Source organism: Mycobacterium sp. NGS41 (genome assembly GCF_059812725.1).
Genome location: NZ_JCALDF010000027.1, coordinates 1 through 16,394, shown reverse-complemented (window position 1 = coordinate 16,394; position 16,394 = coordinate 1). Strand labels below are relative to the sequence as shown.

General features: G+C 63.3%; 13 protein-coding genes and 4 riboswitches. Of the genes, 9 read left to right on the top strand and 4 right to left on the bottom strand.

The window, feature by feature from the left end:
• Positions 1–14: 14 nt before the first annotated feature.
• Positions 15–75, bottom strand: a riboswitch (Fluoride riboswitch).
• A gap of 160 nt (positions 76–235) precedes the next feature.
• The 3 genes from AC5Y21_RS20365 to AC5Y21_RS20355 form a co-directional block, all read right to left on the bottom strand.
• Entirely contained in the window at positions 236–808 is a 573-nt protein-coding gene (locus tag AC5Y21_RS20365) for a histidine phosphatase family protein (RefSeq protein WP_499915009.1), read from the bottom strand.
• A 66-nt stretch (positions 809–874) separates the two neighbouring features.
• Entirely contained in the window at positions 875–2,143 is a 1,269-nt protein-coding gene (eno, locus tag AC5Y21_RS20360) for a phosphopyruvate hydratase (protein ID WP_499915047.1), read from the bottom strand.
• A 243-nt stretch (positions 2,144–2,386) separates the two neighbouring features.
• Entirely contained in the window at positions 2,387–4,105 is a 1,719-nt protein-coding gene (locus tag AC5Y21_RS20355; RefSeq protein WP_499915008.1) for a potassium channel family protein, read from the bottom strand.
• A 484-nt stretch (positions 4,106–4,589) separates the two neighbouring features.
• A riboswitch (Fluoride riboswitch) is annotated at positions 4,590–4,665 on the bottom strand.
• A gap of 164 nt (positions 4,666–4,829) precedes the next feature.
• A riboswitch (Fluoride riboswitch) is annotated at positions 4,830–4,891 on the top strand.
• 493 nt (positions 4,892–5,384) lie between these two features.
• Here AC5Y21_RS20355 and AC5Y21_RS20350 point away from each other — a divergent pair.
• The 9 genes from AC5Y21_RS20350 to AC5Y21_RS20310 all read left to right on the top strand — a co-directional run bounded on the left by AC5Y21_RS20350 (position 5,385) and on the right by AC5Y21_RS20310 (position 16,056).
• Positions 5,385–5,684, top strand: a complete 300-nt coding sequence (locus AC5Y21_RS20350; protein ID WP_499915007.1) for a PE family protein — start codon at positions 5,385–5,387, stop codon at positions 5,682–5,684.
• Positions 5,685–5,698: 14 nt separating this feature from the next.
• Entirely contained in the window at positions 5,699–7,063 is a 1,365-nt protein-coding gene (locus AC5Y21_RS20345; protein ID WP_499915006.1) for a PPE family protein, read from the top strand.
• A gap of 144 nt (positions 7,064–7,207) precedes the next feature.
• A riboswitch (Fluoride riboswitch) is annotated at positions 7,208–7,282 on the top strand.
• Between the two features lie 127 nt (positions 7,283–7,409).
• Complete coding sequence (locus tag AC5Y21_RS20340; protein WP_499915005.1) at positions 7,410–8,369, top strand: respiratory chain complex I subunit 1 family protein; 960 nt, start codon at positions 7,410–7,412, stop codon at positions 8,367–8,369.
• Positions 8,369–9,049 (top strand): hydrogenase, encoded by a 681-nt coding sequence (locus AC5Y21_RS20335; protein ID WP_499915004.1) that lies wholly within the window; start codon positions 8,369–8,371, stop codon positions 9,047–9,049. Before AC5Y21_RS20340 ends, AC5Y21_RS20335 begins: the two co-directional genes overlap by 1 nt.
• Before the next feature lie 3 nt (positions 9,050–9,052).
• Positions 9,053–10,564, top strand: a complete 1,512-nt coding sequence (locus AC5Y21_RS20330; protein ID WP_499915003.1) for a proton-conducting transporter transmembrane domain-containing protein — start codon at positions 9,053–9,055, stop codon at positions 10,562–10,564.
• The gene (locus tag AC5Y21_RS20325; protein WP_499915002.1) at positions 10,561–12,081 is read left to right on the top strand and encodes a hydrogenase large subunit; all 1,521 of its coding nucleotides are present in this window, start codon (positions 10,561–10,563) and stop codon (positions 12,079–12,081) included. The genes AC5Y21_RS20330 and AC5Y21_RS20325 overlap by 4 nt, the downstream gene beginning before the upstream one ends.
• Positions 12,082–12,882 carry an NADH-quinone oxidoreductase subunit B family protein gene (locus AC5Y21_RS20320; protein WP_499915001.1) on the top strand — a complete coding sequence of 267 codons (801 nt, stop codon included), beginning with the start codon at positions 12,082–12,084 and terminating at the stop codon, positions 12,880–12,882. It begins immediately after the preceding gene.
• Entirely contained in the window at positions 12,879–14,912 is a 2,034-nt protein-coding gene (locus tag AC5Y21_RS20315; RefSeq protein WP_499915000.1) for a proton-conducting transporter transmembrane domain-containing protein, read from the top strand. The genes AC5Y21_RS20320 and AC5Y21_RS20315 overlap by 4 nt, the downstream gene beginning before the upstream one ends.
• 64 nt (positions 14,913–14,976) lie before the next feature.
• Positions 14,977–16,056, top strand: coding sequence for a DUF190 domain-containing protein (locus AC5Y21_RS20310; protein ID WP_499914999.1), 1,080 nt, complete (start codon positions 14,977–14,979; stop codon positions 16,054–16,056).
• Positions 16,057–16,100: 44 nt separating this feature from the next.
• On the opposite strand, the gene AC5Y21_RS20305 is transcribed toward AC5Y21_RS20310, so the two are convergent.
• Positions 16,101–16,394 (bottom strand): HNH endonuclease signature motif containing protein (locus tag AC5Y21_RS20305; protein WP_499914998.1); only part of this gene is annotated, 294 nt, incomplete at its 5' end.

Below are 16,394 nucleotides of genomic sequence, written 5' to 3'. Positions count from 1 at the left end.
CCACCGAGGACCCTCACGTGGTAGAAGCCATCAGCCGGTGCGGCAGTTAAGGCGAGCTTCATCGCCTACCCGATCGTACCCATGCCCTCGGTGGTCAGCCACTGGCGCACCGGCGGCTGGGATCCCTGATAGAACTCGAACGGGCTGACCGAACACTCCATACAACTGGCAATCCTGCAGATCAATCCGAAAGGCGAACCAATGCGTGGCAACTTTGAGCAGCCACGATGAGTCGTCAACCAGAATCGTCCGGTTTTTGATCGTAGGCATCCACCCGCCATGCCCCGTCGCCGAAACTGAGCTGATTCCAGCAGGCGGTGCGCTGCCCGACGTGGGTCAAGCTCGGGTCGATCTGCCCGAGCAGGGCACGATTAAAAGCGTCGTGAGATACCAGGACAATCGGTCCACTTTCGTGCTCGGCGACCAGCTCGAAGAAGGCCAACCGAGCACGCTCTGCCACCATGGCCAGCGGCTCGACTCCGGGTGCGGCGTCTATGCTGCCGTAGCGGTCTTGCACCTCGTCGCGGCGCTCACCGGTCATCGGGCCGTAGTCGCGGTCGTTGAGCCGGATGTCGGTTGACACGGGAGCATGGGCCGCCCTTCCAATCGCCCGAGCGGTGTCTGCGGCTCGCTGCAGTGGGCTGGAGATCACCGCGGTGGGACTTCGCTCAGCAAGGACTTTCGCCAGACACGCCACCTCGGCCAGCCCTACCTCGTCGAGCGGCGGGTCGCTAAGTCCGCGTAAGCGGTCTTCGGCGTTGAGCGCGGTGCGGCCGTGCCTGGCCAGATATACCAGCGTGATTGTCATAGCGGGACTAACCCTTTCGTCGTCTTGGCCGTGGTCTTCGCAACACCGTGATCGAGTCCAGGGGAATCAATGATCATCAGGCACCAGCCCGAACTCCAGATGAGGTGTGGCCTCAGCGACTTCGATCAGTCGGTTGTACTTCGCGACCCGTTCACCGCGTGCCGGAGCGCCAGCCTTGATCTGACCGCAACCCGACCCGACCGCCAGGTCGGCAATGAACGTGTCGTCGGTTTCTCCCGACCGGTGGGAGATCATCGCGCCGTAGCCCGCATCTCGGCACACGGCAAGTGCCTCAAGCGTTTCCGACACAGTGCCGATCTGGTTCACCTTGATCAGTGCGGCGTTGGCGACGCCCGCGTCCACACCGAATCGAATCAACACCGGATTGGTCACGAAGTTGTCGTCGCCCACCAGCTGGACCCGGTCGCCGAGCGCCGTGGTCATCTTCCGCCAGCCGTCAGTGTCGGTCTCGCCCATGCCGTCTTCGATGCTCCACACCGGGAACTCGCGGATCATCCACGAGTACCGTTCGATCATCTCCTCGCTGGAAAGCGACTCGCCCGCTACCTCGTACCTGCCGTCACGATGAAATTCACTGGCCGCTGGATCCAGTGCGATCGCCATACCGGCGCGTCCCGGAGTGTATCCGGCGTCGATGATTGCCTTGGTGAGCAGCGCCAGCACCTGTTCGGGCGAAGCGATATCGGGAGCGAACCCGCCCTCATCACCCAAACCGGTGGCCAGCCCGCGATCGGCAAGTTCGCGGCGAAGCCGTGCATATACCTCCGCGCCGCCGCGGACGGCTTCGGCCAGTGACGGCGCACCGACGGGAGCGATCATGAATTCCTGAAAATCCAGCGCATTGGGAGCATGGACGCCACCATTCACGACATTGAAGTGTGGCACCGGCAGGCGCGGTGCCACTGTCGGCCCGGACAGATAGCGCCACAACGGATCTCCGGATTCTGCGGCGAACGCGCGTGCGGCGGCAATCGAGACGCCGACGATCGCGTTGGCACCGAGTCTCGATTTATCCCGGGTGCCGTCCAGCACTCGCAGGGCATCGTCAACCTCGTCCAGGGATTCAAAAGCGCGACCAACTATTGCGTCGGCGATTGCACCGTTGACATGGGCGACGGCGCGCTGCACACCCCGTCCGTCGTATCGATCGTCGTGGTCGCGCACTTCGACGGCCTCGCGGGTACCCGTCGATGCCCCGGACGGCACCCCAGCGCGAACAGCGCGCCCATCAGCCAACACCGCGCGCACACAGACCGTCGGCCGGCCACGCGAATCCAAGATCTCCACCGCCGAAACCGACGAAAACCGCATCACCACTTGCCGCCTCCATATCCACAATTCGGCCAAAGCCGGTCCAGTAGACAAGGGACCGTTGGCCGTCCATCGTGGACGTGCGGTTGTGGCGAGCCCCACCGCCGCGATCACACTATCAGTCCGAGAACGCCGCGAACATACGTTTCGACGGCATCAAACTCGCTTGAGCGGTACCCATGGCGCGGGTGTACAGCACCAGCGCTCAGCCGTCCTTCGTAAGTGCCTCACCCTTGGCGCATGCCATCATCGATCGACGGTAGCGGACAGCTCCGGAAGCTGCCCTTTGCGGAGCGTCTCTAGTAACTCGCGGTATGGGCCAATGAGGTAGACAGTGTCGTAGGCGCGTAATCGGGCGTCGCGACGGGGATGCAGCCTAACCGGCGAACCCGGCCGAGTGATCGCAATGACTCGAGTCTTGGTGGAGAGCTCGAACATTTGCATTCCGTCGAGTTCACTGCCGACCACCACCCGCATGGCGCCGACCACAAACGAGCTCTGCCCGACCGAAAACGTGGCCAGCACGTCGAGATCAATTGCGGCGCTGATAAACCACGGTGCGGCCAGCTCAACGGTTGAGCGAACGTTAACGAAGCCGAATCGCTTTGCGATCACGCGGCCCAACGCGCGATCGTATACTCGCAACACCAGCGGCACGTCCGGTCGAGTGACTTTGGGCGACAATGGGCGGCCCAACATCCTGGCCGCGATGATGCCGGTTTCAACGTTAACCACTTCGCTTCGGGTCATCACCGCCACCGCGCGTGCCCGATTGACGCGCGCCAACTCAAGCGTCTGATGCATGGTCGCGTCTCCCAAGATCACTGGAACGTCGAGGTCGATTACCGAAGACACGAAACGGTTGTTCTGGTCGCGCTCGATGACCACGACCTCGTATCCAGCAGTGGTCAAATCATTCACCACGCGTGCCCCTACCGCGCTGAGCCCAATAACAATTACATGATTGCGGAGATGCCGCACTCGGGGACGCCCGGCCGAGTAAATGAAACGACGTGAAAGCAGCACGTCTGCGATGAAGGAGACGATTAGTGCGGTGTTGATCACGCCACCGAACATCATCATCACAGCCAATAGCCGCAGCCAGACGGGCTGGTTTAGGAAGCTGAAATCGCCGTAGCCAGTTGTCGTGAGGGTCTCGGCGGTGAAGTACAAAGAGTCAATCCACGACATCCGCGGTGAAGCCTTATAGCCCAAATGTATTAAGGCCATCGAGCCGATGATAAGTATCACCAGTGCGCTCATGATCGGGTAGAACGCCGGGTTCACGTCGTCACGCACAGCGCGTATGCCGTCGAGGAACCGGCGCAAGAGGGGTCGTCGGGATCGCGACTTAGTGGGGCGCGGAGCTTTAGTACCACGAGCGCTGAGCTCGTCCACGGTTCCGATCATCATCACCCAATCGCCGGCATGCACCGCGAGGTCGCGTCCCGGGCAGAGGTCCGTCATTCCGGGGGTCGGTGAGCTTTGGCCGTGAATCACCGCCACCGGGGCAAGATCGCCGTACAGTTCGCGCAGCGTGTCGTCGCGGACGGCCTCGCTGCCCGACACCAGGAACTCAATGCCCGCTGCGGTGAACGCGTGGGTGGTGCGCGCCAGACATGCTTCAACGATTGACGTTGACGCGAGTTCGGCGACGTCGAGTATCGCGCCAAGTTCACTATCGTCGTTGAGCGCCTCACGTAGCACGTCGTTGGCCAATCGCGCTACCACGCGAATGTTGGGGTTGGCTTCCTTTGCGAGCAAGGCAATTTCGAGATTCGCCACATCGTCATCGCCGGTGCACACGACAGCAGCCGCTTGGGCGACGCCAGCTTCGACGAGGTCGTCCGGCGTATCGGCGACCTCCTCGTCGACGAGCCGGACGACACGAGCTCCGGCGCTTTCCAACCCTTCAATAATCGCGGCCGTGAGCCCACCGCTACCAGAGACAATGATGGTTTTCATGCGATTGTCACCACGCTTCGCCAGCGGCCGCAGTAGCCGGCTCACAACCTCTTGTCGATCTCGCAACACCTGCCCCGGTCGGCACCGGCAGCTCACCGGCATGCCGCTTTCGGTGGCCGATTCCTTTCATCCACGAAGCGCGCGTGTAAGAAAAACCGGACGGTACAAGACGTTTGGTAACGAATGCCGCAGACATTGTGTTCATGGGTCGGGAATAGGATGATTGGCCAGCGACCCGCAGGCAATCGCGACAGCCTCGCAAACTCGGCTCGAACCAAGAGATGAAGCCGCTAAGCGCAGGTGACACTTCAGCGACAGCCGTCACCTGGAGCACTTGAATGATCAGCGGCGGCAGACCGTCGTGCGCCATCTGGTCGTGGAAGCGCTGGGCTGAACGACGCGAGTGATATATCGGGACCGCGGCGACGTCGTGCACCAACTCGCCGAGCAAGGCCGCGCAAACAGGTGCCACCTGCGACTCCTCGGGTTCGCAGGTGCCATTAGCCAGTTTGGCGGTTCGGAGAACAATTCCCCAGGCGGACGCCATCGCCACAGCCAGTTAACCAATGACGACGCGGCTTGGTCAAGAACGGCACCACGTCTCGATGATTGCGGGCCCCGAACGTAAGGGCTGGTTGCCTACCGCGACGCCGTGATATTTGAGGTCGGCTTGGGCGAGGATTGTGTTTGCGACATTGCGTCCGCGGTTAGGCCGACGTTACCATCGCGCATAGGCGATGAAGCTCGCCGTAACCGCCGCACCTGGCTGATGGCTTCTACCCGTTACTTGGCTCGGGTGCAAGGCAGGTGGTTAACGGTGGCTCACTTATCTCGCGTCTTAATCGTGGTTTGCCGTGCTGTTCCCCACGTGTGGGTGCATGCGGTACTCGATTGGCCTTGCGAGAGCGCGTCATGCACGGCATTCAGGACAACTCGATGGATCCGGAATATGCTGGAGCCGAACGGCTTTCGCGTTGCACATCGTGAGGCCGTCAGGTCAACTTCTCGCCGCTATGAGCAACTCATCCTCAGCATCCGGCGAAGTCCATCTGCCCTCTACTGCACTCGGTGTCTACTGATTCAGCCACTCGGCTCTCATGGTTTGCACGCGAGTTCACGTCACCGATCGACGGATTGGCCGGCTACCCCGCTCGCCAAACTGCAATCTGGGAGCGGGTTTTCAACAACAGTGCAGAAAGTGCTGCACATCGAATGAGGGGGGAAGGCTGCCTGAACTTTTGTCATTCACAAGTCGATGACTCGTACGGAAGGAAATCTTATGTCTTTTGTGACCACGCAGCCGGCAACGCTCACGGCGGCTGCCGCCGACCTGGAAGGTATTGGTTTTGCGATGGCAGCCCAGAATTCGGCCGCGGCGGCGCCAACGACCGGCGTGATTCCGGCTGCTGCCGATGAGGTGTCGGCGTTGACGGCCGCGCAATTCGCCATCCACGCGCAGATGTACCAGGCGATCAGCACCCAGTCGGAAGCGGTCCATCACCTGTTTGTCGGCGCGCTAGGGGCCAGCGCCGCATCGTATGCGGCCACAGAAGCTGCCAACGCCATAGCAGCCGGCTAGACGAAGGATGCGCAATGGATTTCGCGATACTACCGCCGGAGATCAACTCCAGCAGGATTTATACCGGTCCCGGCTCGGGGCCGATGCTTGCGGCTGCGACGGCCTGGGACTGGCTGGCCGCCGAACTTGATTCCACGGCAGACTCCTACGGGTCGGTGGTTTCGGGGTTGAGCAGCGGGCCGTGGCTGGGTCCCGCGTCGGCGTCGATGGCCGCAGCAGCCTTGCCATACGTCGCGTGGATGACCACAACGGCTGCGCAAGCTGAGCAAGCCGCCACACAAGCCAGGGCCGCAGCAGCTGCCTACGAGATGGCCTTCGTGATGACGGTGCCCCCGCCGATGATCGCGGCCAACCGCAGCCTGTTGCTGACGTTGGTTGCGACGAACATTCTGGGGCAGAACACTCCGGCGATCGCGGCCACGGAAGCCCATTACGCCGAGATGTGGGCCCAGGACGCCGCCGCGATGTACGGTTACGCCGGCTCGTCGGCGGCAGCAGCAACCTTGACACCGTTCACACCACCCCCGCCGACCACCAACCCGGCGGGAGTGGCCGGCCAAGCCGCCGCGGTACCGCAGGCGATCATGTCGAGCGGCCCGAAAGTGATGTCGGCGCTCCCCCAGGCCCTGCAGGGGCTCGCGGCGGCACCGGCGGCAGCCGATCCGCCGGACCCGCTCTCCACCCTGGGGACCATCCTGACGGCGATCGCCATACCTGTGGCCGCCGCCGATACAGTAGCGGCCGCTACCGCGGCGCCGGCGTCGATTTTTAGCGGGTCGGCGTCGTCGGTCTCGGCAACGACGACGATGAGAGCTCTTCGGATCAATGCCGACCGTGACTTCGCTAAAGGTGAGGGGCCGTTCACCGGAGATGGGCCGGGCGCCGCCATGTTGCCACAATGGATTGCCGGCGGCGCAGGTGGCGTAGGTGAACCGTCGACAGCGGCGCAGCCTGTGGCTGCCAGCATGGGACAGGGCATCTCGATCCGCGGGTTGTCGGTGCCGCCGGGCTGGGCGTCTGCGGCTCCGGCATTCCGCCCTGCCGCCTATGCATTGCCGATCACCAGCGCCGAAGCCGTTCCCGAAATTGCGGCAGTTACTTCCAGCGGCCTGTTCAGTGAGATGGCACTAGCGGGTGTGGCGGGAGGTGCGGTCGGTAGCACTACGTCCATGGGGCTTGGAGGTGAGCGGATGAGGATGACGGGTCGCGAAATGCCGAAGCCAGCGCAGCAGCCACCCGACGGCCCAGTTACCGAAATAGCTGCCGAGCTAAACGAACTCGCCGCACGGGCGCAATCGCTCCTTGCCAAGCTGCACGACTCTGGACTCATGACCACGGAGGAGGTCACAGAACAGAAAAGACGCTTTATCCCTAACTGAGACGAAGGGCATGGCCGGCTGACTGCTCCGCGGCGCATCGCGCCCGCGGAACTACCGGCATGTCAACATCCTGAAGGTCGGATATCACCGCTTCGTCGTCGCCAACTAAGTTGACGCTTGACCAACCCGAATCCCTGTTGTTTAACTGACAAAGGCGATGGAGTCCGCCAGGAAATTTGATTTCCGAACCGCCCCAAGGCTGATGGCACCTGTGCACCGAAGGAGTCGCAGGTGGATTACGCCTATTGCCGCCCTAACGGCGGTGGGTGCGGCGGCCCACGATGAGCCCACACCTCGTGTCACGCGTCGAATCGCATTGCGCGACAGCGGTTATCAAGGGTGACCCGTGAATGGTCTCCCGCTGCCGGTGATCCAGGCGTTGCAGGTTCTGACTGTCGCAGCAGGCGCGCCTGGTGTCAGCGGATTCATCGCGCGGTTTGAGGCGCGTCTGCAGGGCCGGCGGGGCCCTCGTGTCCTGCAGCCCTACTTCGATCTGGCGAAGCTGTTCGGCAAAGAAACATTGGTGCCTCAAGGGGCGGGACCATTGTTCCGCATAGCGCCATTGGCCTCGTTGGCGTGCTATCTGACCGTGCCGATGCTGATCCCGGTACTTACCAGCTACGCCCTACCGCTGGGCTACATGGGTGATATCCTCGGCGGCGGTTTGATTTTGGCGTTCGCCAGCTTCCTGGTCGCGGCGGCCGCCGCCGAGACCGGCGATGCATACGCGCAATTGGCCTCCAGCCGCACCAAGACGTTCGCGGCGATCACTGAACCGGTCATGCTCCTGGTGGTTTTCACGGTCGCGATGATCACCACCACCGACCTGCCGTATGTGCTGGGCGCGACCGTGCGAAGCGGACCCGCGCAGATTGTGCGGCCAGCGCACCTGCTGGCTTCGGCGGCATTGTTCATGGTGATCCTGTTCGAAACCGGCCGTATTCCTGTCGAGACCCATACCGGCACCACGGAGTTCGGGATGATCGAGACGGGGCGATCGTTCGAGCATTCCGGCCCCGATCTGGCCCTGCTGCAGTGGGGATCGGCGGCCAAACAACTTGTGCTGTATGTAATCTTGCTCAACGTCTTCGTTGCTCCGTGGGGTATGGCCTCAAGCACGTCGGCAATGGCCGTGGCGCTGGCCATTCCCGCGATCTTGGGCAAGGCACTGTTACTTGGCTGCGCCATCGCGGTCCTCGACAACACCTACGCCAAGCTCCGGCTTTTCAAGATCACCGAATTCGTCTCCGCTGCACTGCTTTTAGCAGTACTGGCGGTATTTACCCTCTATCTGGGAGGTGGATGATGGCAGTGGCTGCCACCTATTCCGCTCCAAGCGTATTCGACGGCATCGCCAACACGGTGGCGCTCATAGTGTTGCTATTGGAATTCGGTATGCTGCGCGCTGCGCTGCTGCGCGCACAAGTGCGTCTGTACGCCGGTCAATCACTGGCCGTCAGTGTGCTGGCGGCGGTGGTGGCATTTGGGCGCCATGTTCCGGAACTCTACGCGCTGGCGGCGTTATCGCTAATGCTCAAAGTCGTTGTGGTGCCACTGCTGATCGTCAGCTTGCTGCGCGAGGCCAACCAGGAGATCGCGGGCAGCGGTGCGCTCGGTGTGGCGCAGGAGGTATTGATTTCAATCGGAGTCGGCGCATTCGGTTTCTTCACCGTCGGTGTTCTCGGCATTCACTCCGACGTGCTACCGACCGCGGCGCTGAGCTTATCCGTGGCAGTAGTGCTGGTGGCGTTCATCTTGATGATCGTGCGCCGCGACGTGGTCAGCCAGGCCATCGGATTCTTCTCCCTGGAAAACGGTGTCTCGGTAGCCAGCCTGGTCGTGGCGGCGGGAATGCCGTTGATTTTGGAAGTGGCGTTCCTGTTCGACTTACTCGTCGCGGTGGTGGTATTCGGGGTGCTGATGCGCACTCATCACCGCCGCAGCCAATCCTTGTCGACCGCGAACCTTGACCGGCTCCGAGGCTAGGCAATGTCGGTGGTCCTGGTGCTGCTGATCGCGCTGCCGTTGGTGGCGACCACCGTGTGCGCTGTGGTGCCGCACCGGATTGCCGCGGCGTTGACCGTGCTGACCGGGGTTAGCACGCTTGCGTTGGCGGTCGCATCGGTGCCAGGTGCCCTCGGCCATACCCAGACCGCGCTGCGCTACTTACGCGCCGACGCTCTATCGGTGGTGTTCGTGCTTGGTACCTGCTTCCTGTACGCCGCGACGGCGATCTACGCGATCGGCTATCTGGAGGCCGAGGCGCGCGCGGTACGCGACGAATCGGTCGAGAAGCGGATCGCATTCGCCCGCCACAGCCGGCGGTTCTATCTGGGGCTCAATGCTTTTGCGTGGTCGATGATCTGCGCACCACTGGTCAACGGGCTTGCCCTGCTCTGGATCGCCGTGGAGATCACCACCGTGGTGTCCGCGCTGTTGGTGGCTCTGGACAACACCGAGGGCGCCACCGAAGCGGCCTGGAAATATGTACTGATCGCGTCTTCCGGGCTCGGCATCGGGCTGTCGGCCACGATCTTCATGTACTACGCCGGATCTCAGGTCCTCGGCCAGTCCTACGATTTGGCGTTCGATCCGCTGATGCACGGAGCCGTCCACCTGCCGCAGACACCGGTGCGCTTGGCGTTCGTGTTGGCAGTCGTTGGATATGGCACCAAGGTCGGTCTGTTTCCGGTTCATACCTGGCTACCCGATGCGCACGCTGAGGCTCCCACCCCGGTATCGGCCCTGCTATCGGGCTCGCTGCTGGCGGTCAGCTTTTATGCGATCCTGCGCTACTACCAAATCAGCGTGGTCTCGCTAGGCCCGAAGTTCCCCCAGACCGTACTGCTAGTTTTCGGGGTGGCGTCACTGCTGCTAGCGGCGCTGTATCTGCTTGAGCAGCGCGACATCAAGCGACTGCTCGCCTATTCCAGCGTCGAACATATGGGCATCTTGACCATCGGGGTGAGCTTCGGTGTGCCGCTCGCGCTATCGGGCGTGCTGCTGCACGTGCTGGCTCATGCGGCGGCCAAGGGCAATGCGTTCATGGGTGCCGGGGTCTTGGTACGCAAATTTGGCACCAAGGAGCTGCGTGCCATGGCCGATGGCGTGCGGGTGCTGCCCTGGTCGGGGCCGTTGTTTCTGGTCGCGGTCCTCGCGTTGTCAGCAATGCCGCCATTTGGGCTTTTCCGCAGCGAATTCCAAATTGTGGCAGGGGGTTTAGCTCACACGCGTAACGCAGCAACAGCTGCACTCGTTTGCCTGGTGACGCTGGCGTTTTTGGGTCTGACCATTGCGACCACGCGAATCCTGTTCCATCCCAAGGACGATGCTCCGGAGTGCGACGAAACCGCCGGGATCCCCGGCGAACCCAGCCAGTGGATGGTTGCGCCCGTCGTGGCCGGTGTAGTGGTGCTGCTAATCCTGGGGGTGGTGCGGCCGGGCGACTTGGTTGACTTGCTCAACCACGCGGCGGCTGACCTCGCGGTGGGTGCCCCATGACCTCCATGGCCGCCGGAGTCGTGGTTGACCTGCCCGTGGTCGAATGGCGCGAGCAGGTCGTGGCCAGAGTAGCCGACGGCCAGCGATTCGCCGGCGTTTACTGCACCCATCGGGGCGATACCGCGCAACTGCATGCATTGCTGGTCGGCGTTCGCAGCGTCGACTGCCTGCGCGCCGCTCTAACCGCGGGCGATGACGGCTCGCTGACCTTCCCGGCACTGACTCCCGATGTGCCGGCGGCGTTTTGGTATGAGCGTGCGGTACACGATTTGTCTGGGGCAGTGCCCGTCGGCCATCCACGATTGGAACCGCTGTTGTTGCCGCGCGAACCGGGCCAGCCGACACCGAGACCCGGCCATGCCGACCAGGCGGCGATGGACCGCCACATCCATTCACGGGCTACCGAGCGGCACGGCCCTGTCGACGTGCATGGCCGCGGCGTGTTCAGCCTGCCCCTGGGGCCGGTGCGCTCGGGGGTGTACGAGTCGATCGAGTTTCTCATCGAAACCGCCGGTGAAGACATTCCGCACCTGAACATCCGTCCGCACTATAAGCATCGAGGCATCGCCAAACGGTTTGAGGCACTGCCGGTCAGCAACGCCTTGCTGGTGGCCGAACGGGTGGAGGGTGTCGCTTCGGTCGCCCATGGGTTGGCCTTCGCGCACGCCGTCGAGGCCCTGACCGCTGTGATTCCGCCCCGGCGCGCGCAGCTGATTCGCGTCGTGCATGCCGAACTGGAACGCATAGCCAACCACCTCGACGTCGTCATCAGGCTGTGCGACGCCGCGGGCCTCGCAATTCCCACTGCCCGCTTTGGCTGGCACAAGGAATCCATCATGCGTCTGATATCTACGTTGTGCGGCAACCGATTCGGACGATCGGTGCTTTGTATTGGCGGGGTCGCGGCGCCGCCGAGAATTGCCGTGCCGGCCACCTTGCAGCGGCTCACGATGATCCTCACGCGCATCAACGGTGACCGGCGGACGCTGATGGCTGATGCAACGTTCCTTGACCGGGTGCGCGGTGCCGGACACTTGGATACCCAGCTGGCCATCTCACACGGAGCGCTCGGACCCGTCGGGCGCGGTTCGGGCTGTTCCGACGACGCGCGGGGCAGACCCTATGACGGGTACCGTGAGTTGCTCGCCGTCGAACCTGCCGTCCATCAGGACGGTGACGCATTGGCGCGGTTGCGAGTGCGTTGGGACGAAATGGACGTGGCCGCCGAGCTGATTCGGCAGGCGTGCAACCGGTTGCTGACCATCTCTGACGAGTCGCTCGCAGTTGATGTGCCCGATGATGCCGACGGCTTCGGGGTCGGCTGGTCAGAGTCCCCGCAGGGCGAGGTGCTGTATGCGGTGGAGCTTCGCCGCGGAGCCGTCGGGCGGTGTTTCGCACGCACCGCCTCTCTGCACAACCTGCTGCTTTTCCACGACGTATTCGGCGGTGACATCTTCACCGACTTCCCGTTTATCGAGGCCAGCTTCGGGCTCTGCTACGCCGGGGTGGCGATGTAAATGCTGTGGGTACTGCGAGGGCTGCGCGACGGGATCGTGACGACCCGCTGGCCGAGCCACCGCGATCGCTATTTCGATGGATTCGTCGCGGCGGTCACCGTGCACGAGGCCGCCGAAAATGACCAACCGTTGCCACGAGCGATCACCTACGCCGCCGCGTCGTGCCCGACCTCAGCGATCAGCACCGAACCGCGACTACAACTCGACCGGGGCCGCTGCATCCTGTGCGGGCGCTGCGTGGCCCGTGCCCCGGACTGGTTCACTTGGGCGCCGGGGTGTGCCACCGCCGGCCTGACGCGCGGGACACTGATCGTCGGGCAGGTCGAGGAAACAGAAGAAGCGCTCGCCATCGTGCGTGCCGAGCTCGCCCGCCGAGTCCGTCGATTGCGGCGCTCGGTGCACATTCGTCACGTGGACACCGGATCCGACGGCAGCGACGAGTGGGAGATCTATGCTCTCACCAACCCGGTATACGATTTGCACCGGTTGGGGATCTTCTTTACCGCCAGCCCCCGCCACGCCGACATTCTGTTGGTCACCGGAGTGGGCGCGGCAGGGATGACCGAACCCCTGCGGCGGACCTTCGACGCGATGCCGTCCCCCAAAGTCGTCATCGCCGCTGGCGCCGACGCGATCAGCGGCGGTCTGATTGGGGGCGAATCCACTGGCAACACAGGGGTTTCGGAAACGACGGACATCGACGTCTGGGTGCCCGGGGCGCCCGCTTCCCCGTTCAGCCTGCTGCACGCGATCCTGTTGGCTCTCGGACGCCTCCCCTATAGCTCTCAGGAGGCGAAGTGATCACCGCCGGCCTCGGACTACTGGCCGCGGCGGCGGTGGTCGGCTGGTGCGCCGGACTCACCGGCCAACGCACACGACGCTGGGCGACCGCTCTCGGGTGGATGCTGAACATCGTCGGGGCTGCCACGTTCGTTATCATTGGCGCGCGATGCCTAACGGGTCGCCGGTCGGACGCGATCGATCTGGGCTTATTGGGTGGGCTCGGACCGGCGAGCCTGACCGTCGACGCGCTGTCCGCGCTCTTTCTGATCATCACGTTTTCTGTGGCGGTGCCGGTCCTGTCAGCGGCGGCAGCTTCGGCAAATCCCCAGCGTCCACGGTTGCCGGCCGCGGTTGCGTCAGTGCTGGCCGCGGTGGCGGTGATAATGACCGCCGACAACGTCTTCGTCCTGCTGTTCGGGTGGGAAGTACTGAGCGTCGCCTTCTACTTGCTTGCCGGTTACGACAGGACGCTGCCCGGCCGCGCCGAAGCGTCGGTGGCCACCGTGATCTTCGGACGGGCGAGCGGCGCTGCACTGCTCCTCGGCGCGCTGCTGCTAGCTAGCCGAACTCACACGTTCGCCTTCATCGCTGATGGTGTCGACACGCGCAGCGCCGTAGGACAAGCTGCATATGCGTTGCTGCTCTTCGGTTTCGGCATCAAAGTCGGCCTGGTTCCCGCCCATATCTGGATGCCTCGCGGATACACGGCCGCCCCGGGCCCGGCCCGGGCGGTGATGGCCGGTGTTGCCGTTAATGTCGGCTTCTACGGCATGTGGCGCACCCTGCATGTCCTCGGCGCCCCAGCGGTCTGGCTGACCTGCACGGTGCTGCTTGTCGGCAGCTTGACGGCGATCCTGGGGATCGCGCACGCGGCCGTCAATCCCGATCTGGCGGTCCTGGTGTCGTGGTCCAGTGTCGAGAACGCCGGTGTAATCACGGCCGGATACGGTGCTGCACTGGTCGGCGCCACCGGCGGCAACCCGGAACTCGTCGCTGCAGGTTTGGTTGCTGCAACCGCACAGGCGATCTCGCATGCGCTTGGCAAATCTGCTCTGTTCGCGGCAGTCTCGACGATCGAGCAGGCTACCGGAACCACCGATCTCGACCGGCTCGGTGCGGTTGTGCGCCAATTACCTTGGGCTGGAACATCCTTGGTGATTGGCTCATTTACCTTGGCGGGACTGCCTTTGACAGCGGGCTTCGCCTCTGAGTGGTTCATCCTGGAGTCGCTGATGCAGCAGTTCCGGGTGACCAGCCTGTCGATGCAACTGACTACCGCGCTCACCGCAGCGCTCGTCGCGTTGACGATTGGCATCGCCGCAGTCACGTTCGTGAGAGTGGTGGCCTTGACGGCGTTCGGGCCCCGGCGCATTGGCGAGCCTCTGATCGATCCAGAACGCAGCAGGTTGGATCGGCAATGGGCGTACCGGTTTTGTGTGGTTGTTCTAGTAGCGGGGTGCTTGGGCGCGGCCGCATTCGCGCCGCTCCTGGTGCGGCTGATTGGAGCTGGCCTGCGGCCGATCGTCGGCGCTCAAGCGGAGGGCGCGAATGCCAAGCCGTGGGTGCTGCAGCCGGTGTTCGCCGAGTTTTCGGCGCTGTCTCCCAGCTGGCTGTGGATCGTGCTGCCGTCCATGATGCTCATTCTCGTTGCCGTGGCGGCCGTGTTCGGTGGCCGAAACCCATGGCGAGCCCGCACCGTGCCAGTGTGGTCGTCCGCGTCACCTGGAGTGGACCGCGGTGTGGGCTACACCTCCTTCGCCTACGCGAACCCGGTCCGCAACGTGTTGTCCAACCTCCTGCTTACCCGTACCGAACTACTGCGTCCGGCAGCTGGTTCCACCGGCAACGCGGACAACGGTTACCCGTTCACCTACCGCGTTGATGTGGTCGACGTTGTCGAGCGCTTCTTGTACCGGCCGTTGTCCAGGGCGGTGTTGCGACTTGCGCGGGCTGCTCTGCGGCTGCAATCGGGGCGCCTCGACGCCTACATGACCTACATGCTGATCGCGGTACTGGCAGTGCTGGCCGTGGTCTACGCGACATCATGACGCGGTGGACCATTACGGCGCAACGTTTCCGGGCTGCGGTCACCTAGAGAACAGGAGCACGTCTGTGGACCAAGAATCGCTCAAGCTAACTACGTACTTCGGCGAGCGGCAACGCACCAACGGCCAGTTTTTGGCCGAGGCCATGCTGAACTTATTCGAGGAACGGCAGGTTGCCTCCAGCATCATGCTGCGTGGAATCGCCGGCTTCGGCCTGCGCCACCACCTACGCAGTGACCAATCATTGTCGATGTCCGAAGATCCGCCGGTCGCCGTGATCGCCGTCGATACCAAGGCAACCGTCGAAAGCCTGCTGGACCCCATGCTGGAAATGACCAACCGCGGATTGGTCACCCTGGAGCGGGCGCGACTGTTGCGCGACGACATCGGTCCCGTACGCGTGGACGAGGAACTCCACGAAGCGACAAAGATGACCATTTACGTTGGTCGCAAAGAACGCGTGTTCGGTATGCCCGCCTACATGGCGCTATGCGACCTGATGTATCGCCGCGGGCTAGCCGGCGCCTCGGTGTTTCTCGGCGTCGACGGTACCGCTCACGGGCGGCGAGAGCGTGCCCGCTTCTTGGACCGCAACGCCGATGTGCCGATGATGATCATCGCCGTCGGCAGCGGCGATCAGATCGGACGCGTATTACCCGAACTCGGCGGCCTGCTTCGGCGCCCACTGATCACCCTCGAACGTGTCCGGGTATGCAAGCGTGATGGCGAACTCGTTGAACGCCCACATGCGTTGCCCGGCACCGATGAACATGGGCTGGCACTGTGGCAAAAGGTCATGGTCTACACCTCGGAGGCGGCACGCCACGGCCGCGCACCGATCCACCGCGCGCTGATCCGCGAACTGCGCCAGCGCAAATCGACGCGCGGCGCAACGGTGTTACGCGGCATCTGGGGATTTCACGGCGACCATAAACCACACGGTGACAAGCTGTTTCAATTGTCCCGCCACGTCCCCGCGGTCACCATCGTCATTGACACGCCGGACAACATCGCAAATTGCTTCGATGTAATCGACCATCTCACTCAGCGCCAGGGTCTCGTCACCAGCGAAATGGTTCCGGCATTGGTCGCAGTCGACGGCGACGACCTGCAAGGCGGAACGCACATGGCCCGACACGAGTATTGAACAGCCATCAGCGCAAGCTAACTCGAAGCCCGGCTGTCTTGGTGTCAAGCGGGTTCGTCGTCGTCCCCGTTGCGGAGGAATCGTTCAGGGTGGTGGTAGGGGTTCGTTCTTGGTTGTCCGTGGTCGAGGTGTGGCGGTGGTATCCATTCGGTGTCGCCGCGGGCATTGGTGCGTGTGGTCCAGCCTGTTTCGACGAGGCGGTTATCTGGGCCGCAGGCCAGGGTGAGGTCGTCGATGTCGGTGCGGCGGGTGGTGGTCCAGCCTTGCATGTGGTGGGCCTCACTGTGGTAGGCCGGCGCAGGACAGCCGGGCTTTGTACACCCACGATCCCTGGCGTA

What these genes read in the sequence shown, in the direction of transcription:
- AC5Y21_RS20365 (WP_499915009.1), bottom strand. Translation starts at nt 808, where the DNA reads ATGACAATCACGCTGGTATATCTGGCCAGGCACGGCCGCACCGCGCTC.
- AC5Y21_RS20355 (WP_499915008.1), bottom strand. Translation starts at nt 4,105, where the DNA reads ATGAAAACCATCATTGTCTCTGGTAGCGGTGGGCTCACGGCCGCGATT.
- AC5Y21_RS20350 (WP_499915007.1), top strand. Translation starts at nt 5,385, where the DNA reads ATGTCTTTTGTGACCACGCAGCCGGCAACGCTCACGGCGGCTGCCGCC.
- AC5Y21_RS20345 (WP_499915006.1), top strand. Translation starts at nt 5,699, where the DNA reads ATGGATTTCGCGATACTACCGCCGGAGATCAACTCCAGCAGGATTTAT.
- AC5Y21_RS20335 (WP_499915004.1), top strand. Translation starts at nt 8,369, where the DNA reads ATGGCAGTGGCTGCCACCTATTCCGCTCCAAGCGTATTCGACGGCATC.
- AC5Y21_RS20330 (WP_499915003.1), top strand. Translation starts at nt 9,053, where the DNA reads ATGTCGGTGGTCCTGGTGCTGCTGATCGCGCTGCCGTTGGTGGCGACC.
- AC5Y21_RS20325 (WP_499915002.1), top strand. Translation starts at nt 10,561, where the DNA reads ATGACCTCCATGGCCGCCGGAGTCGTGGTTGACCTGCCCGTGGTCGAA.
- AC5Y21_RS20320 (WP_499915001.1), top strand. Translation starts at nt 12,082, where the DNA reads ATGCTGTGGGTACTGCGAGGGCTGCGCGACGGGATCGTGACGACCCGC.